Below are 21,185 nucleotides of genomic sequence, written 5' to 3' on the forward strand. Positions count from 1 at the left end.
GGCGCCGCTCGCATCCGGTTGCTCATCCGGTCGTGTAACGCTCGCTTCCCGGATCGGTGTTCTCGGCCGGCAGGGTGAAATCGGCGAGTTTCGTACTGGGGCCTCCGGCCATCAGGCGGTGGCGGAGCGGGGCGGGCAGGCGCGGTAGCAGCCGTAGCGCCGCTTCGCTGAACCGCAGCTGCGCGCGGGAACTCGGGACGCCGCGGCGCAGCACGGCCGGAGCCACCTCGGCGCAGCGCCGGGCGTAATCGCTCAGTTGTTCCTGGTAGGCCGTGAACGCCGCGCCGGGAGCGCCGCCGGCTTCGGCGAGGGCCCGTGCCAGGACGTAGGCCCCGACAACGGCCAGGGTGGTACCACCGCCGACCGCGGGCCCCGGGGCGTATCCGGCGTCGCCGACCAGTGCGACCCGGCCCCGCGACCACGAGTCGAGCCGGATCTGGCCGATCGAATCCAGGTAGAAATCCTCGGCGCGGTCCATTTCGTCGAGGAGCCGGGGGATCTCCCAGCCCTCGTTCCCGTACTCCGCCCGCAGCATCCGGCGCTGGGCGTCGATATCGCGGTGGTCGAAATCCGTTCCGCCGCGCCGCCGGAACAGGAAGACGGCGCGCGCCGCACCGGTCTGCCACACCGGGTACATCGCGGCGATCCGGTCCACCGCGTTGTACAGCACTGTCTGCTCCGAGAGCTCGCGATAGTTCGGCAGGGTGCCGACCGCGAGGTAGCCGCCGAGATGGTGCCGGAGCCGGTCCTCGGGCCCGAAGGCCAGCCGTCGCACTGTGGAGTGCAGGCCGTCGGCGCCGATGACGAGATCGAACCGGCCGGTGCGCCCGCTGTCGAAGGTGACGTCGACGCCGCGGGGGTCCTGGGCGAGGGTGGCGATCGAATCGCCGAAGCGGTACTCGACGCCGCTGCCGGTGGCCTCGTGCAGGATCGCTGCCAGTTCCCCGCGCATGATCTCCAGATGTCGCTCGTCGGCGAAGGCCGCGGAGAAATCGCGCAGATCCACCTCGATGGCGGATCTGCCCGGTCGCTCGTAGCGCAGCACCGACGTGTCGGTGTTCGCCGCCCGCAGTCGCGGCACCAGGCCCATCCGGTCCATCACTTCGGTGGCCGGAGCGAAGAGGTCCACCGCGTGGCCGCCCAGCCCCAGCCGGGGCCGGGGCGTCCGTTCCACCACGACCGGGTCGAATCCGAAGCGATCCAGCCAATACGCCAGCACCGGACCGGCCACGCTCGCGCCCGAGATCAAGATGTCCACAACCGCACCCCGTCATTTGTTTACTTATCGGTCGGTAAGTTACCTTACTTACCGCACGGTCGGCGCGCTAGAGTGGGCACCGTGCCCCGACCGCGATCCACCGAGACCCGAGAGCGCATCCAGGCAGTCGCGCTGGAACTTTTCGCCGAGCGCGGTATCGGCGAGACGAGCCTGCGCCAGATCGCCGAACGGCTCGAGCTGAGCAAGCCCGCGCTCTACTACCACTTCTCGTCGCGCGAGAATCTGCTGCGCAGTCTGGTGCAGCCGCTGGTGGACGATATCGAGACCATGATCGCCGCCGACGAGGTCCGATCCGGTGGTGCGACGGTGGACGCCCGGAGCCTGCTGGCGCGGTATTTCGATATCTCCTATGCGCACCGGGCCGTGACCGCGCTGCTGCTGCGCGATGCCGCCCCGCTGGGTGAACTGGGATTTCTGCGAAACGTGGTGGATTGGCGCCGGCGCCTCACCGCGCTGCTGGTGGGACCGGATGCCGATATCGCGGCCCGGGCGCGGGCCATCGTCGCGCTGGGCGGCCTCGGTGACTGTCTCGTTCTGCTGGCCGATACGCCGGTCGCCGAACTGCGCACCGCCGCCCTGGACGCGGCCTGTGCGGCACTGGGCTGCGAACCGGCGCGCTGACCCGGCCGGCGAGCCGATTCCGGCCCGGTATCACCCACGATGTCACCCGGACGTCGTAGGTTCGGCTCTATGACCACTTGGAGCGACTTCACCGCGGAGGCGCCGCGCATCAGTGCGATCTTCCGGCGCCGTCATATCGCGACCAGCAACCTGTGCATGCTGGCCACGCTGCGTTCCGACGGATATCCCCGGATCAGCCCGGTCGAGCCGATCCTCTTCGAAGAGAGACTGGTGATCGTCGGAATGCCCGGCACCACCAAATTCCTCGACCTCGCCCGCGACCCCCGGTTCTGCCTGCACACCGCCACGGTCGACACGATGGTGGCCGAAGGTGACGCGAAGCTGTTCGGCCTGGTGATCGACGATCCGGATACCGCCCTGCACGCCCGCTTCGCCCGGCATCTGTTCGAGGACAGCGGACTGGACCTCCGTGACCAGCCCTTCGAACACTTCTTCGTCGCCGATATCACCTCCGCGTCGGCGGTGGAGGTCGGCGACGATCTGTTGAAGGTCACCATCTGGAAGCCGGGCGAGGGGGAGCGGGTGGTGGAGAAGCGGTAACACCGCCGGCCGGATACCGCGGCGGGGCTCAGAGCACGCCCAGGAGCCGGAGGCCGGCGGTGGTTCCCGGGGCGGGCCACCAGGGCGACCGGGAGCGGGATCTCCGAATACGCCTGATATCGGCGCCGCGACGCCGGTGGGCGCGGGTATCAGTCGCCGCTGAACCGGGGCGCCCGGCGTTCCAGCATGGCCGATACCGCTTCATCGTGGTCGGCGGTGTGATGGGTGATGGCCTGCATGGCCGCGGAGAGTTCGAGCAGTGTTTCCAGGCTCTGGTGCTGGCCCTCGCGGAGTAGGCGTTTGGTCATCCGGAGGGCGTGCGGCGGATTGGCCGCGATCTCGGCGGCCAGGCGGTGCGCGCTGTCCAGGAGCCGGTCGGGTTCGACGACCTCGTTGACCATCCCCCAGTCCAGTGCCGTGGCCGCGTCGATCGCGGCACCGGTGAACGCGAGCTGATTCGCCCGGGCCATACCGACCGCCCGGGGTAGTAGCCAGGCGCCGCCGTCGCCGGGGATCAGCCCGAGTTTCACGAAACTCTCGGCGAACGTGGCCGTGGTCGCGGCGATACGCATATCGCACATCAGCGCCAGATCGCAGCCCGCGCCGATGGCCGGGCCGTTCACCGCGGCGATGGTCGGGATCTCGCAGTGGTACAGGGCCTTCGGGATCCGCTGGATGCCGTGCCGGTAGCCCTGGCGCAGATCGGCGGGAGCACCGCCGAACATGCCGGCCTTATCGCGCATGTGCTTGATGTTGCCGCCCGCGCTGAACGCGGTACCCGCGCCGGTGAGGATGGCCACCCGGACGGTGTGGTCGCGGTTGACCTCGTGGACCGCGCTCTCCAGGGCACCGATGGTGGCCTCGTCGGAGAGGGGGTTGCGCTGCTCGGGATTGTCGATGGTCCAGACGACGATATCGCCGGTGCGCTCGACGCGAACGGGTGCGGTCACGGATGCTCCTCGGGCCACGGTGGTGCGGGTGTCTCCGCAAACAATGCCCGATCGGTTCGGCCGCCGGGGGGCCGAGGTGGGGTTCGCGCCGGTGTCCGCGGGAGTGGGATCGGCGCCCGCGGGGCCGGGGTGGTCCGGCCGGTGTGCGTGTTCGCGGGTGAGTCGTGCGCAGTAGCCGGTCAGGTTGCGAGTGCGGGCCTCGACGCGCAGCAGCGTGTCATCGAGTTCCGCGGCGGAGAGGCCGGTGAGATCGAGGGTGAGCAAGGTGCCGACCACCTGCTCCAGGGCGCTTACCTGGTCCCGGAGCTCGGAGTTCGAACACATGTTCTAATGGTATCCGATTGCCGCGCCGGTTTCCCGGGGGCGTCCGCCGAGTCGATCGCAGCGGTGGCGAAACCCGCCTTATGAATGAGCTTGCACGATCATGCATAATCATCACATGGCTGATCTCACGGATATGCCCGACCGGACCGCGCCCCTGCGGGTGGCCGTCGCCGGTGCCAGTGGATACGCGGGCGGCGAAGTGCTGCGCCTGCTGCTGGCCCATCCGGAGTACCGAGCCGGGTGCCTCGAGATCGGGGCGCTGACCGCCGGTAACAACGCGGGAACCGCCCTGGGGGCGCTGCAGCCGCAGCTGCTCCCGCTGGCCGACCGGATCCTCGCCCCCACTACGGCCGCCGAACTCGCCGGTCACGATGTCGTCTTCCTCGGCCTGCCGCACGGGCAGTCGGCGGCACTGGCCGCCGAACTCCCGGATTCGACGGTGATCATCGACTGCGGTGCCGATTTCCGCCTCACCGACCCGGCGGCCTGGGACCGGTACTACGGCGGTCCGCACGCCGGCAGCTGGCCCTACGGCCTGCCGGAACTGCCCGGGGGGCGGGCCGCGCTGCGCGGTGCGACCCGGATCGCGGTACCGGGCTGCTACCCGACCGTCGCCAGCCTGGCGCTGGCACCCGCGGTGGCTGCCGGAATCGTCGAACCCACGGTGAACGTCGTCGCCGTCAGCGGAACCTCCGGCGCGGGCCGCAAACTGGATATCGGGCTGCTCGGTTCGGAGGTCATGGGATCGGCGCGAGCCTACGGGGTGGCCGGGGCGCACCGGCACACACCGGAGATCGCGCAGAACCTGTCCGCGGTGGCGGGCGCGCCGGTCCGGGTATCGTTCACGCCGGTGCTCGCGCCCATGCCGCGCGGAATTCTCGCCACCTGCACCGCGCCGGTGCGGGTGGACGCGGCGGAGGCCCGCACGGTTTACGAGAAGGCCTACGCCGACGAGCCGTTCGTCCATCTGCTTCCCGAGGGAGTACTGCCGCAGACGGGTGCCGTACTCGGCGCCAACGCGGTGACCCTGCAGGTCACCGTGGATCCCGACGCCGGTCAGCTGGTGGTGATCGGGGCGATCGACAATCTCACCAAAGGCACCGCCGGTGGCGCGGTGCAGTCCATGAACCTCGCGCTCGGCCTCGACGAGACCGCCGGGCTGTCCAATGTAGGAGTGGCACCGTGACCGCCGAGACCTCAGGCACCCTCGTTCACAACCAGGGCGTCACCGCCCCGCTCGGATTCCGGGCGGCGGGGATCGCCGCGGGGATCAAGGCCAGCGGCAAACCCGACCTGGCGCTGGTCTTCAACGAAGGCCCCGAGTACGCCGCGGCCGGAGTGTTCACGAGCAACAAGGTCAAGGCCGCGCCCGTGCTGTGGTCGCAGCAGGTCCTGAAGTCCGGCCGGTTGCGCGCGGTGCTGCTCAACTCCGGCGGGGCGAACGCCTGTACCGGGCCGCTGGGATTCCAGGACACCCACCGCACCGCGGAGGAACTGGCGACCGCGCTGAGCAACTGGGGCACCGAAACCGGCGCCGGGGAGATCGCGATCTGCTCGACCGGCCTGATCGGTGACCGGTTGCCGATGGACAAACTGCTGCCCGGCATCACCGAGATCGTGCACGAGATGGGCGGCGGGATGTCCGGGGGCAGCGATGCCGCGCACGCCATCATGACCACCGACACCGTGCCGAAAGAGGCCTCCCTGCACCATGCCGGGAAATGGAACGTGGGCGGGATGGCCAAGGGCGCGGGCATGCTGGCCCCGTCCCTGGCGACCATGCTGGTCGTGCTCACCACCGACGCGGTCGCCACCGCCGATCAGCTCGACAGCGCGTTGCGCAAGGCCACCCGCATGACCTTCGACCGGCTCGACGTGGACGGCTCGATGTCCACCAACGACACGGTGCTGCTGCTGGCCAACGGTGCCAGCGAGGTCGCCCCCACCCAGGACGAACTCGACGCCGCGGTCCTCGCGGTCTGCGACGATCTGGCCGGACAGCTGATGGCGGATGCGGAAGGGGTCACCAAGCGCGTGCTGGTGACCGTGCAGGGCGCCCACAGCGATGACGACGCCCTCGTCGCGGCACGCGTCATCGCCCGCGACAGCCTGGTCAAAACCGCCATGTTCGGGTCCGACCCGAACTGGGGCCGGGTGCTGGCCGCGGTGGGCACCGCTCCTATCGATCTGGATCCGGATCTGATCTCGGTGTCGTTCAACGGATCGCCGGTCTGCGTCGACGGTACGGGTGCTCCGGGAGCGCGTGAGGTGGATCTGAGCGGGGCCGATATCGCGGTGGTGGTCGACCTGCGGCTCGGCGCCGGATCGGCCACGGTGCGCACCACCGACCTGTCCTACGGATACGTCGAAGAGAACTCGGCCTACAGCTCATGACCGAAGCGATCCACGAACTGTCCGCGCTGGACAAGGCGCATACCCTGGCAGGCGCTCTGCCCTGGTTGCAGAAGTTCCGCGACAAGGTGGTGGTCGTCAAGTACGGCGGCAACGCCATGATCGACGACAACCTCAAACGCGCCTTCGCGGCGGATATGGCCTTCCTGCGGACCGTCGGTGTGCACCCGGTGGTGGTGCACGGCGGCGGGCCGCAGATCTCGGCCATGCTGAAACGCCTCGGATTGACCGGCGAGTTCCGCGGCGGATTCCGGGTCACCACGCCCGAGGTGATGGACGTGGTGCGGATGGTGCTGTTCGGCCAGGTCGGCCGGGAACTGGTCGGGTTGATCAACGCGCACGGGCCGTACGCGGTCGGGATCTCCGGTGAGGACGCCCGGTTGTTCACCGCTACCCGCCGCACCGTATTCGTCGACGGCGAGGCCACCGATATCGGCCTGGTCGGCGATGTCACCGATGTGCACCCGGATTCGGTGCTCGATCTCATTCGCGCGGGCCGGATCCCGGTCGTCTCGACCATCGCCCCCGACGCCGACGGCGTGGTCCACAACATCAACGCCGATACCGCGGCCGCCGCACTGGCCGAGGGGATCGGGGCCGAGAAGCTGGTGGTGCTCACCGATGTCGAGGGCCTCTACACGAATTGGCCGGACCGGTCGTCGCTGACCAGCGTGATCGATACCGACGCGCTGGCGGAGCTGCTGCCGTCGCTGGACGCGGGGATGGTGCCCAAAATGGAGGCATGTCTGCGCGCCGTCCGGGGCGGTGTCCCGGGTGCGCATGTCATCGACGGCCGGGTGCCCCATTCGGTACTGCTGGAACTTTTCACCGGGGAGGGCATCGGGACGATGGTCACACCGCCGGCGGACGAGGAAAACGGAGCCAGAGCATGAACACTGCGGAACTGCGGCAACGGTGGTCGAACGTGATGATGCGCAACTACGCCACCCCGGAGGTCGTGCTGACCCGGGGCACCGGCGCGGTGGTGTACGACGCGGACGGCAACCGCTATATCGATTTCGTGGGCGGCATCGCGGTCAACAGCCTGGGTCACGCGCACCAGGCGATCCTGGGCGCGGTGATGGATCAGCTCGGCACCCTGGGGCATGTGTCGAACCTGTACGGCAGCGAGCCGGTTGTCGAACTCGCCGAACGGCTGCTCGAATATTTCGGCGACGGCGACGGACGCGCGTTCTTCTGCAATTCCGGCACCGAGGCCAACGAGGCGGCGTTCAAACTGGCGCGGCTGACCGGCCGCCGCAAGATCATCGCCTGCGACGAGGCCTTCCACGGTCGCACCATGGGTGCGCTCGCGCTCACCGGCCAGCCCTCCAAACGGGCCCCGTTCGAACCCATGCCGCCCGGAGTCGTGCACATCCCCTACGGTGACGTCGGCATCCTGGAGCGGGCCGTCGACTCCGATACCGCCGCGGTGTTCCTGGAACCGATGCTCGGTGAGAGCGGTGTGGTGGTCCCCCCGATGGACTATCTGGTCCGGGCCCGCGAGATCACCGCCCGCCACGGCGCGCTGCTGATCCTCGACGAGGTGCAGACGGGTATCGGCCGGACCGGGAAGATGTTCGCCCACCAGTCCTTCGGGATCACTCCCGATGTGATGACGCTGGCCAAGGGGCTGGGCGCCGGGCTGCCGATCGGCGCAGTCCTGGCCACCGGGCACGCGGCCGAGCTGTTCACCCCGGGTCTGCACGGCACCACCTTCGGCGGCAACCCGGTCTGCGCGGCCGCGGCGCTGGCGGTGCTGCGCACCATCGAGGAGGAGGGCCTGCTCGAACATGTCGAGCAGGTGGGCAAGCGGATCGGCGACGGGATCGCGGTGCTCGAACATCCGCTGATCTCGGAGGTGCGCGGAGCGGGTCTGTTGATCGGCATCGAGCTCACGCATCCGGTGGCGCCGCGGGTCGAGGCCCGGGCGCGGGCGGCCGGGTATCTGGTGAACCCCGCCAAACCCGATGTCATCCGGCTGGCGCCACCACTGGTGCTCACCGAAACCCAGGCCGACAACCTGGTCCTGGATCTTCCGGTGATCCTCGACGATGTACTGGCCGAAACGAAAGGAACCCGGGGATGACCACCTCGATCCGGCCGGACACCGCCGTCCGGCATTTCCTCCGCGATGACGACCTCACCCCCGCCGAACAGATCGAAGTGCTGGCGCTGGCCGCCGAACTCAAGAAGAACCCGTTCTCGCGGCGCCCGCTGGAGGGCCCGCGCGGGGTCGGCGTGATCTTCGACAAGAACTCCACCCGCACCCGGTTCTCCTTCGAACTGGGTATCGCCCAGCTCGGCGGGCACGCGGTGGTGGTGGACGGTCGGACGACCCAGCTGGGTCGCGACGAAACCCTCGCCGATACCGGCCGGGTGCTGTCCCGCTACGTCGACGCCGTCGTCTGGCGCACCTTCGGCCAGCAGCGGCTGGAGGAGATGGCCGCGGGCGCCTCGGTCCCGGTGGTCAACGCGCTGTCCGACGAGTTCCATCCGTGCCAGGTGCTCGCGGATCTGCTCACCATCACCGAGCACAAGGGCGGGCTGAAGGGTCTGCGGCTGGCCTATTTCGGTGACGGCGCCAACAATATGGCGCATTCGCTGCTGGTGGGCGGGGTCACGGCCGGACTGCATGTGCGGATCGCCGCCCCGGCGGGCTTCCTTCCGGCGCCGGCGGTGGTGGCGGCCGCGCAGGCCCGGGCCGCGGAGACCGGCGGTACGGTCACCGTCACCGAGGACCCGGTCGCGGCGGCCGCCGGCGCCGATGTCCTGGTCACCGACACCTGGACCTCCATGGGACAGGAAAGCGACGGCCTCGACCGGGTGGCCCCCTTCCGGCCCTATCAGGTGAATACCGATCTGGTGGCCCGCGCGGCCGCCGATGCCCTGGTTCTGCACTGCCTGCCCGCGCATCGCGGCGAGGAGATCACCGACGAGGTGATCGATGGGCCGCGCAGTGTGGTGTGGGACGAGGCCGAGAACCGGCTGCACGCGCAGAAGGCACTGCTGGTGTGGTTGCTGGACCGTGCGGGCGCGCACCGGCGATGAGTGAGGCCCGTATCCATTCCACCGGCCCCGTCACCGCCCCCACTCGGGCCGGGCGGCAGTCACGGATCATCGCGCTGCTGGCCGCCCATCCGGTCCGCAGCCAGACCGAACTGGCCGGCCTGCTCGCCGCGGAGGGGATCGAGACCACCCAGGCGACCCTGTCCCGTGATCTGGACGAACTGGGCGCGGTGAAACTGCGGGCAGCCGACGGCGGTGCGGGCGTCTACATCGTTCCCGAGGACGGCAGCCCGGTACGCGGGGTCACCGGCGGTACCGGGCGGCTGGCGAAACTACTGGGTGATCTGCTGGTCTCCACCGATTCCAGTGGCAATATCGCGGTTCTGCGCACCCCGCCCGGTGCCGCGCATTTCCTCGCCAGCGCGCTGGACCGGGCCTCACTGCCCTATATCGTCGGCACGATCGCCGGTGACGACACCATCGCGGTGATCGCCCGCGAACCACTCACCGGCGCCGAGGTCGCGGCGAAAATCGAACAGCTCGCCTGACCGGACCGTGCGGCCGCGGGCCCGGCATCAGGCTCCGCGTGGCCGGTGCGCCGTCGGTAGCGGCGCCGGACGGCGCGGCGCGCCGTCCGGTGGCCGACCCAGCGTCCGGTGGTGGTCGAGCAGGCCGTTCAGCCGGTACCGGTGGTCGGTGTGAACGCCGCCGGTGGCGGTTCGACGAGGGTGCCGGTGGGATCGGGTCCGGGTCCGGGGGCCTGCCGGCCGGTGTCCGGCAGGGTTCGTGCGCCGGGGACCAGCTCCGGCATCTCCTGCCACGCCGGTTCCGCGGCCTGCAACTCCAGGCCGATGGCGATGAGTCCGGGTTCCGACCAGGGCATTCCGCCGAGCTGCATACCGAACGGCAGTCCGGTCGCGGCGGATCTGCCCACCGGCAGCGAGAGGACCGGGGCCCCGGCATAGTTGGCCCAGGTCACCGGCGCGCTGATATCGAACAGGTTGTCGAGTACGTCGGTGCGGGCCTGCCGGTCCCGGACCACCGTGGGCAGGATGATCGCGTCCAGGCCGTTCTCGGCGAGCAGCCGGTTGTAGTCGTGCTGGAAGCGGGTGCGGTCCCGTTCGAAGGTCAAGTACTCACCGGGCGCCGACAGGCTGGCCAGCCCGTTGCCGACCATCACCGCGGTATCCGGCCGGTACAGGGCGAGCTGATCGGCCCACTGCCGGTGGTATCGGCCGACCTCGAGGCTGTCGCCGAACTGGCCCGACGGCAGGGTCGGCATGGTGATGTCGCGGAGAGTGCCCCCGAGCCCGGTGACGAGGTCGAGGAAGCGCGCTGCCAGCGTGCCCAGGGCGTCCGGCAGCTGTGCCAGCATCCCCCGGTCGACACCGAAGCGGGTGGCCGCCAGCGGTTTCGCACCGCCGGCCGGGATCAGCGGATAGCCGCCCGCGGGTACCGGCGCCGCGGTGGCGGTCGCCCGGTCGCGGGGGTCGGCGCCGGATATCGCGGACAGTAGCAGCGCGGCGTCCGCGATACTGCGGGCCATCGGGCCGATGTGATCGCGGGAGGCGGTCGACGGGATCACGCCGTATTGGCTCACCTGACCGTAGGTCGGTTTGATCGCGCTGACGCCCGCGCGTGCGGAGGGGATCCGCAGCGAACCGCCGGTATCGGTGCCCAGCGCGAGCGGAGTGAACCGGGCGGCCAGTGCGGCCGCGTTCCCGCCGGAGGAACCGCCGACGATGGCGGCGGTATCCCACGGGTTGCCGACCTGCGGGCAGATGAGCCCGAGGGCGAATTCGTCGGTATGGGTATGGCCGAGCAGCACCACACCCTGGTCACGGAGCCGGCGCCAGACCGTGGCGTCGCCGGCGGAGATATTTCCGGCCAGCACTCGGCTGGACGCGGTGACGGGCAGCCCGGAGACGGCGAACAGATCCTTCAGGGCGAGCGGCAGTCCGCACAGCAGCGGTGCGCCGCCGGCCGCCAGTCGCTGCCCCGCCTGTTCCGCCTGATCGTAGGCGATCTCCGGATAGGTCCGGACCCAGGCGTTGATCGGGCCGTCGAACTCGGCACTGCGCCGCAGGCAGGCGTCGAGGAGTTCACGCGGATGCAGTCGCTTGGCCTGGAGCAGCGAGGCCGCCTCGACCGCCGGCAGCAGGGCCGGATCGGTGGCGGTGATACGGGTGGGGTCGGGTAGCGCGAGCGGATCGGCCCGGGCGGTGAGTGCCGGACCCGCGGCGGCCGCGAACAGCCCGGCTCCCGCCGCCCGGACGAAGGCCCGCCGGGACAGGCGCGCGGTCATCCCGCGCTCCGTCCGGAATGGAAGGGCCGGACATTGGTAGGTACCGCTACCGTGAGTTCGGAATCGGGGTCGAGGGACCCGGTGCCGACGGCACCGGCTCGTTGGCGGTCGGCGCATGTGATGTTGCCCCCGGCGCGTTCGGGAGCTCCCAGAAATCGCACCAGCGCAACATTAGTAGGACGTGATTGCGTCGAATTGCGCAGGGCGGGCTGTGATGTTGCCCGGCCGCGGCCGGGTTCAGTGGTTGTTCACCAGTTCCTGCAGGAGCGGTGTGGCGAGGTCGAGGCCCAGTGTTCCTACGGTCAGAGCCGCGTTTCCCAGGGTCACGACGATGATCCCGATAGTGTCGTAGTTGTCCATCGCCCATTGCTGCAATGTCTGCACGGTCTCACTCCTCTCCGGTTCACGAGCGCGAGTGGTGTGATCAGCGTCTCATAATCCGTGCCGGCGGCCAACGGTTGATTCTTCACCCGGGCCCCTGGGCGGGCTATCGTTCGCGCAGGTCGTTATGGGTGTCCACCCCGGTTGTGAATGAGATTGCACGGTCATGCATAATCATTTGTAGCGGTGGAGTGAGCCGGACCGGCAACGGGCCAGCATACTGCTGGAGATCATTCGCCGAACCCGGGCGACCGGCAGCCCGCGAAGACAGCAGACCCACGTACTCATCCGAGGAGCACCAAGAACATGTCCGATCGCGTCGTACTCGCCTACTCCGGTGGGCTGGACACCTCCGTGGCCATCAGCTGGATCGGCAAGGAGACCGGCGCCGAGGTCGTGGCGGTGGCCATCGACCTGGGGCAGGGCGGCGAGGATATGAACGTGGTGCGTCAGCGCGCCCTGGACTGCGGTGCCGTGGAGGCCGTCGTGGTCGACGCCCGCGACGAGTTCGCCGACGAATACTGCCTGCCCACCATCCAGGCGAACGCGCTCTACCAGGCCGAATACCCGCTGGTTTCGGCCATCAGCCGGCCGCTCATCGTCAAGCATCTCGTGGAGGCCGCGAAATTCCACGGCGCCTCCACCGTCGCCCACGGCTGCACCGGCAAGGGCAACGACCAGGTCCGGTTCGAGGTCGGCATCGGCGCGCTGGCGCCCGACCTGAACGTCATCGCCCCGGTCCGCGACTACGCCTGGACCCGGGAGAAGGCCATCGCCTTCGCCGAGGAGAACAAACTCCCGATCAACGTCACCAAGAAATCGCCGTTCTCCATCGACCAGAACGTCTGGGGCCGCGCGGTCGAGACCGGGTTCCTCGAGGACCTGTGGAACGCGCCCACCAAAGACGTCTACGACTACACCACCGATCCGACCGTCAACTTCGAGGCGCCCGACGAACTGATCGTCACCTTCGACCGGGGCGTGCCCGTCGCCATCGACGGCCGTCAGGTCAGCGTGCTGGAAGCGATCACCGAGCTGAACACCCGCGCGGGCCGCCAGGGCGTCGGCCGGCTCGATATGGTCGAGGACCGGCTCGTCGGTATCAAGAGCCGCGAGATCTACGAGGCGCCGGGCGCCATCGCTCTGATCACCGCGCACCGGGCGCTCGAGAGCGTCACCCTGGAACGTGAACTCGGCCGGTACAAGCGGCAGGTCGAACAGCGCTGGGGCGAGCTGGCCTACGACGGTCTCTGGTTCTCGCCGCTCAAGCGGGCCCTGGACGCCTTCGTCGCGGAAACCCAGCAGCACGTCACCGGTGATATCCGGATGGTGCTGCACGCCGGCAATGTCGTCGTCAACGGCCGCCGCAGCGACCAGTCGCTGTACGACTTCAACCTGGCGACCTACGACGAGGGTGACACCTTCGACCAGTCCCTCGCCAAGGGCTTCGTGCAGATCCACGGCCTGTCCTCGAAGGTCGCCGCGAAACGCGATCTGAACCAGAAGTAGTCACGACGAACTGATCACCACCCGGGCCGGGGGAAACCGGCCCGGGTGATTACCGTGGGACGACAGTCGGCACGGCACATCGAGACGTGGGAGAGGCAGTGGGCACCAACGAAGGCGCGTTGTGGGGCGGGCGGTTCGCGTCGGGTCCCGCCGAGGCGATGGCGGCGCTCAGTAAATCGACCCAGTTCGACTGGGTGCTCGCGCCCTACGACATCCGCGCCTCCAAAGCGCACGCCCGGGTACTGAACAAGGCGGGGCTGCTGTCGGAGAGCGATCTGACCGGTATGCTCGCCGGCCTGGACGGGCTCGCCGCCGACGTCGAATCCGGGGCCTTCGCCCCGGCGGAATCCGACGAGGATGTGCACGGGGCCCTGGAGCGGGGGCTGATCGAACGGGTCGGCGCCGAGCTCGGTGGCCGGTTGCGGGCCGGGCGGTCCCGCAACGACCAGGTCGCGACCCTGTTCCGGATGTGGCTGCGCGACGCGGTCCGGCGTATCGCGGCCGGCCTGGTCACGGTGGTGGACGCACTGGTGGCCCAGGCGGGTGCGCACCCGGACGCGGTGATGCCCGGCAAAACCCATCTGCAGGCCGCGCAGCCGGTACTGCTGGCCCATCATCTGCTGGCCCATGCCCATCCGCTGCTGCGCGATATCGACCGGCTGCGTGATTTCGACCGGCGTGCCGCGGTGTCCCCGTACGGTTCGGGCGCCCTCGCGGGGTCCTCGCTCGGGCTCGATCCGGAGGCGATCGCGGCGGAACTGGATTTCACGGCGGCCGCCGCGAATTCCATCGACGCCACGTCCTCGCGTGACTTCGCGGCCGAGGCGGCGTTCGTGCTGGCGATGATCGGGGTCGACCTGAGCCGGATGGCCGAGGAGATCATCGTCTGGAGCACCGCCGAATTCGGGTACATCACGCTGGCCGACGCCTGGTCCACCGGCTCGTCGATCATGCCGCAGAAGAAGAACCCGGACGTCTCCGAGCTCACCCGCGGTAAGGCGGGCAGGCTGATCGGTAATCTCACCGGCCTGCTCGCGACCCTCAAGGCGCAGCCGCTGGCCTACAACCGCGATCTCCAGGAGGACAAGGAGCCGCTGTTCGATTCGGTGGCGCAGCTGGAGCTGCTGCTGCCGGCCATCGCCGGGCTGGTGTCGACCCTGACCTTCCATACCGGCCGGATGGCCGAACTCGCGCCCGCCGGTTTCACGCTGGCCACCGATATCGCCGAGTGGATGGTGCGCCACGGGGTGCCGTTCCGGGTGGCGCACGAGGCGGCCGGTGCCTGCGTCCGGACCGCGGAGGCCCGGGGCGTGGGGCTGGACGAACTGACCGATGCGGAGTTCGCGGCGGTCGATCCGGCGCTCACCCCCGAGGTCCGGGAAGTGTTGACGGTCGGCGGGTCGGTGGCATCGCGCAATGCCCGCGGCGGGACGGCGGGGGAGCGGGTGCGGGAACAGCTGGCGGAGGTCCGGCAGGCGGCCGACGAGATTCGCGCCTGGCTGGACTGAACCTCGGATGAGGCCTCGCCGATATCGGCGAGGCCGATCGGGAGGAACCTGATGTCGAAGGCTTGCGCATTCGACCGCCCGCAGCCTTCCCGGCTTCGGAGTCATCTGGTCTCCACCGGTTTGCCGGAACACCAATCATGATGTGCTTACGTGGATATGCGCATTCAACTATTTGATGCGCCGATCGCTGCGGCAAGCGGACCGCCCGGGAAACAAGGACGGCAGAAGGACTATCTGCGGTCGGGTGGGGGTCAGTCGGCGGGTGCGCGGTGCGCGCCCGCCACCTCGAGGACACCCGGGAACCAGGGGCTGAACTCGTCGGGCCGATCGCGCAGTTCGGCCTGCAACGCCGACGGGGTAACCCAGCGGTAGGCCGCGACCTCCGCCGGGTCCGGTACCGGATCGGCGTCGTCGAGCCGGCCCACCAGTACGTGATCCCATTCGTGTTCCACATACCCCGTCCGCGGGTCCTCGGCGCGGTAGCGGTAGACGCCGACCTCGGTCAGCGGCACCCGCAGGCCCATCTCCTCCGCGAGCCGGATACCGGCGGCCTCGCCGACAGGTACACCCGGGGCCGGGTGGCCGCAGCAGGTGTTGGACCAGCGCGCCGGGAACCGGGTCTTACCGGCGGCACGCTGTTGCAGCAGCGTCCGCCCGGCCGTATCGAAGATCAGGACCGAGAAGGCCCGGTGCGGTACACCCGGGGAGCGGTGGGCCTGCGCGACCGGCAATGAACCGACGGTGTTGCCGGCCGCGTCCACGAGTTCGACGAGCAGCGACTCCCGATCGATGCCCGCCGGCGGGTGCGCGGGAGTCGGAGTAGGGGTCGCGTCGGTCACGATCCCCACCCTATCGGCGCGGGCCGCGAGGTTCCGCGCCGGTGACGGGTACATGATGTAGATGTCACAACGGACCCTCGGGACCGGCGTGGGATATGGCAGGCTTTGTGCATACCTCGGTGTCGTGAGGTATGCCATGCCACGTGTAGGGCTGGGAGCGGAACGTGAAGTTGAGTGTGCGAGGTTTGGTGGGATCGGCGCAGCGGGTGATGGCCACCGCGCACAACGGTCTCGAGGTGATCCGCTTCGGCGGGCTCGGACGCGATACCGATTCCTCGCCGTTCGACGTCGTCGAGCGACGCTCCATGTATCGGCTGCGGCGCTATTTTCCCGGCGGGTCCGGCGGCGGTCCGGTGGCCCTGTTCGTTCCGCCGCTCATGGTCAGCGCGGATATCTGGGATGTCAACGGCGACGACGGCGCGGTGGGGATTCTGCATCGCGGGGGAATCGACTGCTGGGTCGTCGACTTCGGCTCACCCTCCTCGGAGGAGGGCGGCTGGAAGCGGGATCTGGCCGACCACGTCCTCGCGGTGAACAGCGCCATCGACAGCGTCTGCGCGGCCACCGGCCGCAGTGTCCACCTCATGGGGTATTCGCAGGGCGGGATGTTCGCCTACCAGGCCGCCGCGTACCGCTCGGGGAAGGGTATCGCCAGTATCGTGACCTTCGGCAGTCCGGTGGATATCGTCGCCGGGATGCCGCTGGGGCTGCCGCATGCGGCGGTCAGCGATCTGGTGGACTTCGCCGCCGACCACGTGGTGCCCCGGCTCCCCATCACCGACCGGATGGTGCGGATCGGATTCCAGATGCTGGACCCGGTGAAAACCGCCAAGGCCCGGATAGATTTCCTGCGCCAGCTGCACGACCGGGAAGCGTTGCTGCCGAAGGAACGGCAGCGCCGGTTCCTGGCCAACGAGGGCTGGATCGGTTACGCCGGTCCCGCGGCCGCCGATCTGCTCAAACAGTTCGTCGTCCACAACCGGATGATGCTCGGCGGGTTCGTCATCCGGGATCAGCCGATTTCGCTGGCCGATCTGAAATGCCCGATCCTGGCGTTCGTCGGCGAGGTCGACGAAATCGGCCAGCCGGCGGCGGTGCGCGGTATCGTGCGGGCCGCGCCGCGGGCCGAGGTCTACGAGTCCACCGTCGTCTCCGGTCATTTCGGCCTGGTCGCGGGATCGGTGGCGACCCGGTTCACCTGGCCGCAGGTGCGCGAATGGGTCGGCTGGGTGGACGGCGTCAACGCGCTGCCCGAGGAAATCGTCCCCATGGCCGACCATGTCCCGGTGGATCTGCCCCGTTCGGCGCTGCGCCGGGCCGTGCACACCGCCGCCGCCCTGGCCGAGGCGGGCGCGGAGATCGGGCGCACCTTCGAACATCTGGCCGCCAACACCGTGCGCGGTTCGGTCGGGGCGGTCGAGGGTGCGGCGCGCACCCTGCCCCGGCTCACCCGCCTCGGCATGATCCAGTCCGATACCCGGATCTCGATCGGGCGGCTCATGGCCGAGCAGGCTCGGCGCGCCCCGAAGGGGGAGTGCTTCCTCTTCGACGACAGGGTGCACACCAATGCCGCGGTGGACGCCCGGATCGACAATGTCGTGCGCGGGCTGATCTCGGTCGGTATCCGCCCGGCCACCCGGGTCGGTGTCGTCATGGAGACCCGGCCCAGCGCTCTGGTGACCCTGGCGGCGCTGTCGCGGATCGGGGCGGTGGCGGTGCTGCTGGCGCCGGAGAGCGAATTGACCTCGGCGCTGGAGCAGACCGGGACGATGATCCTGGTGTCCGACCCGGAGAACGTCCGCCATGCGGTCGCGACCGGCGCGCGGGTACTGGTTCTCGGCGGTGGCGATTCGCGCGGGCTGGCTGTGCCCGCGGGGACCGATCTGGTCGACCTGGAGCAGGTGGATCCCGAGCGTGTGCGGTTGCCGGGTTGGTACCGGCCGAATCCGGCGCGGGCGCGGGAACTGGCGTTCATCCTGGTGACAGGAGTGGGCGACCGGCTCGACATCAAATACATCACCAACCATCGCTGGGCGCTGTCGGCGTTCGGTACCGCCTCGGCCGCGGACCTGGACCACAAGGACACGGTGTACTGCCTGGCGCCGCTGCACCATTCGTCGGGGCTGCTGGTGAGCCTGGGCGGGGCGATCGCCGGGGGGAGCCGGATCGCACTGGCCCGATCGCTGGATCCGGCGCGGTTCGCCGAGGAGGTCCATCGCTACGGGGTCACCGTCGTCACCTACACGTGGACGATGTTGCGCGATATTCTCGACGCCGAGGTCTTCCCCCAGGGGCACGCACATCCGGTGCGGTTGTTCATCGGCTCCGGGATGCCCGCCGGACTGTGGCGGCGCACCCTCGAACAGTTCCCGCCGGCCCGGGTGCTCGAGTTCTACGCCTCCATCGAGGGCGATGTGGTGCTGGCGAATGTGCCGGGGGTGAAATTCGGGTGCAAGGGCCGTCCCGTACCGGGCACCGCCCGGGTGGAACTGGTGGCCTTCGACCCGGACACCGGCCAGATCTTGCTGGACGACAACGGGTTCGCCCGGCGCTGTGCCGATAACGAGGTCGGTCTGCTGATCGGCTCCACCGGGTCCACGTCCGACCTGTCGCGGGGCGGGCTACGCGGTGTATTCGAGGCCGGGGACTCCTGGCTGCCCACCGAGAACCTGTTCCGCCGTGATACCGACGGTGACTACTGGCTGGTGGATCGCATCGATACGGTGATCCGCACCCGCCGCGGCCCGGTCTTCACCCAGCCGATCGTGGACGTGCTCAACGATATCGCCGCGGTCGATATGGAGGTGGCCTATCCCCTGGACGCCGGGAACCGGACACTGGCCGTCGCGGCGGTGAGCGAACGGCCGGGTTTCCGGCTCGAAGCGCAGGACCTCACCGAAGCGCTGCGTTCACTGGCGCCCGATCAGCGTCCCGATGTGGTGTATGTGGTCGACGAGATCCCGCGCAGCCTCTCGTTCCGGCCCTCGGCGCAGGCGGTCCAGCGGGCCGGCGCTCCCGGGCCCGGACCCCGGACCTGGTGGTACGAGCCGGAATCCGAGAGCTACGAGGTGCTCACCGACGCCGACCGGCTGGGGCTTCCCACCTGATCCCCCGCCACTCTCAGCACCGGTACGCGGTGACCGCCTCGAGTACCCGGTCGAGCTGGTCGCCGGTGAGCATGGGCCACAGGGGAAGCCGCACGATGGTCGCCGCGAAGCGGGCGCTGCGAGTGCAGGGCGCCGGGGTCCGCCCGTATTTGAGCCCGGCAGCGCTGGAATCCAGCGGCACATAGTGGAACGGCGCGACGATCTGGCGGTCGGCGAGATGCCGGATGAGCCCGTCTCGTGCTTCCTCGGTGGGCATCCGCAGGTAGAACAGGTGCGCGGTATGCCGCCGGTCGGGCGGCACCGTCATCGGTACGACACCCTGACCCGCCGCCCACGAGGCGAGCCCGGCCGCATAGGTGTGCCAGACCCGATGCCGGGCCCGCTGGATGGCATGGAACTCGGTCAGCTGCGCGTCCAGGACGGCGGCGTTCAGCTCGCTGGGCAGATAGCTGGAGCCGATATCCTGCCAGGAGTACTTGTCGACCTGTCCGCGCAGGAACCGCGCGCGGTCGGTGCCCTTCTCCCGGATGACTTCGGCGCGGCCCATCAGGATGTCGTCGGAGAGCAGCAGGGCGCCGCCCTCACCGCAGTGCACGTTCTTGGTGTCGTGGAAACTCTGGGTCCCGAGGGTGCCCAGTGTCCCGAGCGCCCGCCCCCGCCAGGTGCCTCCCAGTCCATGGGCGTTGTCCTCGATGAGGGCGAGACCGTGGCCGTGCGCGAGGTCTTGGAGCGCCGCCATATCGGCGGCCACTCCGCCGTAGTGCATCACCACGATCGCCTTGGTGTGATCGGTGATCGCCGCCGCGGCCGCCTGCGGGTCGATATTGCCGGTACTCGTGTCTATATCGACGAAAACACAGGTCGCGCCGTGTACAGCGAAGGCGGTGGCGGCCGAGGTGAAAGCGAAGCTCGGCACGATCACCTCGTCGCCCGGGCCCAGCTCCAGCAACAGTGCAGCCAATTCCAGCGCATGAGTGCACGATGTGGTCAGCAGGACGTGGGGCGCGCCGGTGATCGCGGCGAGTTTCGCGGTCGCCGCCGCGGTGAACGGGCCGTCACCGTGACAGTGGTCGGAGTGCAGGACGGCCGAGACATTCGCCAGTTCCGCCGCGGACCGATAGGGCCGGCTGAAGATGATCCGGCCGCTCACCTCGCCGCGACCTCGGCGCGCGGCCGCTCGGGATGACACGCCGTATCGCCCGGGGGCCGGGGAGTGGGCGAGTCGACGGTCAGGTACAGCGGTTTGCCGACCAGGATGTGCAGCACCACGCCGAGGTATTCGGCGATCAGTCCCAGCGAGAAGAGCAGGGCTCCCGAGCACAGCAGCAGGACGACAATGATCGACGCCCAGCCTTCCGGGTTGTCGTCGCCGGTGAGCGCCGCGTGAATGATGACGGCCGCCAGTGCCGATCCGGCCACCGCCAGTGTCAACCCGAGCAGGCTCACCACCCGCAGACCGCGGGTTCCCGAGCACAGCACCATCTTCCAGAACAGTGAGAACAGCCGCCGGTAGTCGTAACCCGATTCGGCGCGGCCCTCGCTGCGCAGCAGGACCGGTGCGGTGGCGGTACGACCCACCACCCAGGTCAGGGCCACGTCGAGATAGGCGCCGTTGGCGGCCACCTCGGCGAGCCGGCGGCCGATATCGCCGCGGATGAGCCGGAAGCTCTCGAAGCGGGTGGAGGCCGGAAAAGCGAAAAGCGTGGCCAGCAGCAGTTTCGCGCCACGTGAGGTGAGGTTGCGCAGCGGTCCGTGCGGCCGGGTGTTGGTGGGCCGGGAATACACCAGATCGGCACGTTCCCGGTACGCGGTATCGAGGAAATCGGCGATATAGGCGGGGTCGTGCTGGCCGTCCTCGTCCATCGTCACCACCCACCGGCCCCGGGCCGCCGCCATACCCGCGATGGTGGCGGCGTCCTGACCGTAGTTGCGGCTCAACCAGATGGCCCGTACCTGCGGGTATTCGGCCGACAGGCCCTGCAGCACCAGATCTGAGTGGTCGGGTCCGTGATCGTGCACGAGCACGATGTCGTCGACCCGGAAGCGCAGCCCACCGGCGGTGGTCGTGGGTGCGGCCAGCCCGTCGAGCTCCCGGACCAGCCGGGCGATCGTATGTTCGCCGCGATATACCGGCACGACCACGGAAACCCGGCATACTTCGGGCGAATCGGAATTCGCGGCGGTGCCCGCACCGGCCGAACCGGTATCGGACGGTAACGGGACGGCGGCGCCGGTGCGCGGGGTCCGGCCGGTCGGCGCGGAGGCGGAGCTGGGCGAAAACGGCATTGGCGAGATCGACTTTCGACGGAGGATAACGCGTTGCCGGGTCTCGATGACGCTGGTGAGCCCGAGAAATGCGAACTCTAGCAGGTGCACCCGG

18 protein-coding genes are annotated in these 21,185 nt (G+C 69.3%); 11 read left to right on the top strand and 7 right to left on the bottom strand.

Annotated features, from left to right (window positions below):
- Positions 1-22: 22 nt before the first annotated feature.
- Entirely contained in the window at positions 23-1,258 is a 1,236-nt protein-coding gene (locus AB0F41_RS19255) for an FAD-dependent monooxygenase (RefSeq protein WP_357425575.1), read from the bottom strand.
- Positions 1,259-1,339: 81 nt separating this feature from the next.
- Between AB0F41_RS19255 and AB0F41_RS19260 the strand changes: the two genes are divergently transcribed.
- On the top strand, positions 1,340-1,900 hold the full coding sequence (locus AB0F41_RS19260; protein WP_357425577.1) for a TetR/AcrR family transcriptional regulator: 561 nt from the start codon (positions 1,340-1,342) through the stop codon (positions 1,898-1,900).
- 69 nt (positions 1,901-1,969) lie between these two features.
- Positions 1,970-2,461: a pyridoxamine 5'-phosphate oxidase family protein gene (locus AB0F41_RS19265; protein ID WP_357425579.1), complete on the top strand. Its 492-nt coding sequence runs from the start codon at positions 1,970-1,972 to the stop codon at positions 2,459-2,461.
- Positions 2,462-2,610: 149 nt separating this feature from the next.
- Here the strand turns inward: AB0F41_RS19265 and AB0F41_RS19270 are convergent, their stop codons facing one another.
- Positions 2,611-3,411: a crotonase/enoyl-CoA hydratase family protein gene (locus tag AB0F41_RS19270; protein ID WP_357425625.1), complete on the bottom strand. Its 801-nt coding sequence runs from the start codon at positions 3,409-3,411 to the stop codon at positions 2,611-2,613.
- A 439-nt stretch (positions 3,412-3,850) separates the two neighbouring features.
- Between AB0F41_RS19270 and argC the strand changes: the two genes are divergently transcribed.
- The 6 genes from argC to AB0F41_RS19300 are packed head-to-tail and all read left to right on the top strand — an operon-like array spanning position 3,851 to position 9,704.
- Positions 3,851-4,921: an N-acetyl-gamma-glutamyl-phosphate reductase gene (gene argC / locus AB0F41_RS19275; RefSeq protein ID WP_357425581.1), complete on the top strand. Its 1,071-nt coding sequence runs from the start codon at positions 3,851-3,853 to the stop codon at positions 4,919-4,921.
- Entirely contained in the window at positions 4,918-6,129 is a 1,212-nt protein-coding gene (argJ, locus tag AB0F41_RS19280) for a bifunctional glutamate N-acetyltransferase/amino-acid acetyltransferase ArgJ (RefSeq protein WP_357425583.1), read from the top strand. The genes argC and argJ overlap by 4 nt, the downstream gene beginning before the upstream one ends.
- Positions 6,126-7,040, top strand: coding sequence for an acetylglutamate kinase (gene argB / locus AB0F41_RS19285; protein WP_357425585.1), 915 nt, complete (start codon positions 6,126-6,128; stop codon positions 7,038-7,040). Before argJ ends, argB begins: the two co-directional genes overlap by 4 nt.
- The gene (locus AB0F41_RS19290; protein ID WP_357425587.1) at positions 7,037-8,236 is read left to right on the top strand and encodes an acetylornithine transaminase; all 1,200 of its coding nucleotides are present in this window, start codon (positions 7,037-7,039) and stop codon (positions 8,234-8,236) included. The genes argB and AB0F41_RS19290 overlap by 4 nt, the downstream gene beginning before the upstream one ends.
- Positions 8,233-9,198: an ornithine carbamoyltransferase gene (argF, locus tag AB0F41_RS19295; protein ID WP_357425589.1), complete on the top strand. Its 966-nt coding sequence runs from the start codon at positions 8,233-8,235 to the stop codon at positions 9,196-9,198. Before AB0F41_RS19290 ends, argF begins: the two co-directional genes overlap by 4 nt.
- Positions 9,195-9,704, top strand: coding sequence for an arginine repressor (locus tag AB0F41_RS19300; protein WP_357425591.1), 510 nt, complete (start codon positions 9,195-9,197; stop codon positions 9,702-9,704). Before argF ends, AB0F41_RS19300 begins: the two co-directional genes overlap by 4 nt.
- A gap of 128 nt (positions 9,705-9,832) precedes the next feature.
- Here the strand turns inward: AB0F41_RS19300 and AB0F41_RS19305 are convergent, their stop codons facing one another.
- Positions 9,833-11,461: an amidase gene (locus AB0F41_RS19305; RefSeq protein ID WP_357425593.1), complete on the bottom strand. Its 1,629-nt coding sequence runs from the start codon at positions 11,459-11,461 to the stop codon at positions 9,833-9,835.
- A 237-nt stretch (positions 11,462-11,698) separates the two neighbouring features.
- Positions 11,699-11,845, bottom strand: coding sequence for a hypothetical protein (locus AB0F41_RS19310; protein ID WP_357425595.1), 147 nt, complete (start codon positions 11,843-11,845; stop codon positions 11,699-11,701).
- Between the two features lie 303 nt (positions 11,846-12,148).
- Between AB0F41_RS19310 and AB0F41_RS19315 the strand changes: the two genes are divergently transcribed.
- Both AB0F41_RS19315 and argH read left to right on the top strand, forming a co-directional pair.
- Positions 12,149-13,351 (top strand): argininosuccinate synthase, encoded by a 1,203-nt coding sequence (locus AB0F41_RS19315; protein WP_357425596.1) that lies wholly within the window; start codon positions 12,149-12,151, stop codon positions 13,349-13,351.
- Between the two features lie 86 nt (positions 13,352-13,437).
- Complete coding sequence (argH, locus tag AB0F41_RS19320) at positions 13,438-14,859, top strand: argininosuccinate lyase (RefSeq protein ID WP_357425598.1); 1,422 nt, start codon at positions 13,438-13,440, stop codon at positions 14,857-14,859.
- A 251-nt stretch (positions 14,860-15,110) separates the two neighbouring features.
- Here argH and idi read toward each other — a convergent pair whose 3' ends face one another.
- Positions 15,111-15,698, bottom strand: coding sequence for an isopentenyl-diphosphate Delta-isomerase (idi, locus tag AB0F41_RS19325; protein ID WP_357425600.1), 588 nt, complete (start codon positions 15,696-15,698; stop codon positions 15,111-15,113).
- A gap of 164 nt (positions 15,699-15,862) precedes the next feature.
- Between idi and AB0F41_RS19330 the strand changes: the two genes are divergently transcribed.
- Positions 15,863-18,805 carry an AMP-binding protein gene (locus AB0F41_RS19330; protein WP_357425602.1) on the top strand — a complete coding sequence of 981 codons (2,943 nt, stop codon included), beginning with the start codon at positions 15,863-15,865 and terminating at the stop codon, positions 18,803-18,805.
- A gap of 13 nt (positions 18,806-18,818) precedes the next feature.
- Here AB0F41_RS19330 and rffA read toward each other — a convergent pair whose 3' ends face one another.
- Positions 18,819-19,955, bottom strand: coding sequence for a dTDP-4-amino-4,6-dideoxygalactose transaminase (gene rffA / locus AB0F41_RS19335; RefSeq protein ID WP_357425604.1), 1,137 nt, complete (start codon positions 19,953-19,955; stop codon positions 18,819-18,821).
- Entirely contained in the window at positions 19,952-21,091 is a 1,140-nt protein-coding gene (locus AB0F41_RS19340) for a glycosyltransferase (protein WP_357425605.1), read from the bottom strand. The genes rffA and AB0F41_RS19340 overlap by 4 nt, the downstream gene beginning before the upstream one ends.
- Positions 21,092-21,185 lie beyond the last annotated feature (94 nt).

Source organism: Nocardia sp. NPDC024068 (assembly GCF_040638875.1).
Lineage (GTDB): Bacteria > Actinomycetota > Actinomycetes > Mycobacteriales > Mycobacteriaceae > Nocardia.

Coding starts and splice junctions, on each gene's coding strand:
- AB0F41_RS19305 (WP_357425593.1), bottom strand. CDS start 11,461: ATGACCGCGCGCCTGTCCCGGCGGGCCTTCGTCCGGGCGGCGGGAGCC.
- AB0F41_RS19265 (WP_357425579.1), top strand. CDS start 1,970: ATGACCACTTGGAGCGACTTCACCGCGGAGGCGCCGCGCATCAGTGCG.
- AB0F41_RS19315 (WP_357425596.1), top strand. CDS start 12,149: ATGTCCGATCGCGTCGTACTCGCCTACTCCGGTGGGCTGGACACCTCC.
- AB0F41_RS19340 (WP_357425605.1), bottom strand. CDS start 21,091: ATGCCGTTTTCGCCCAGCTCCGCCTCCGCGCCGACCGGCCGGACCCCG.
- AB0F41_RS19290 (WP_357425587.1), top strand. CDS start 7,037: ATGAACACTGCGGAACTGCGGCAACGGTGGTCGAACGTGATGATGCGC.
- argB (WP_357425585.1), top strand. CDS start 6,126: ATGACCGAAGCGATCCACGAACTGTCCGCGCTGGACAAGGCGCATACC.
- AB0F41_RS19300 (WP_357425591.1), top strand. CDS start 9,195: ATGAGTGAGGCCCGTATCCATTCCACCGGCCCCGTCACCGCCCCCACT.
- argC (WP_357425581.1), top strand. CDS start 3,851: ATGGCTGATCTCACGGATATGCCCGACCGGACCGCGCCCCTGCGGGTG.
- argF (WP_357425589.1), top strand. CDS start 8,233: ATGACCACCTCGATCCGGCCGGACACCGCCGTCCGGCATTTCCTCCGC.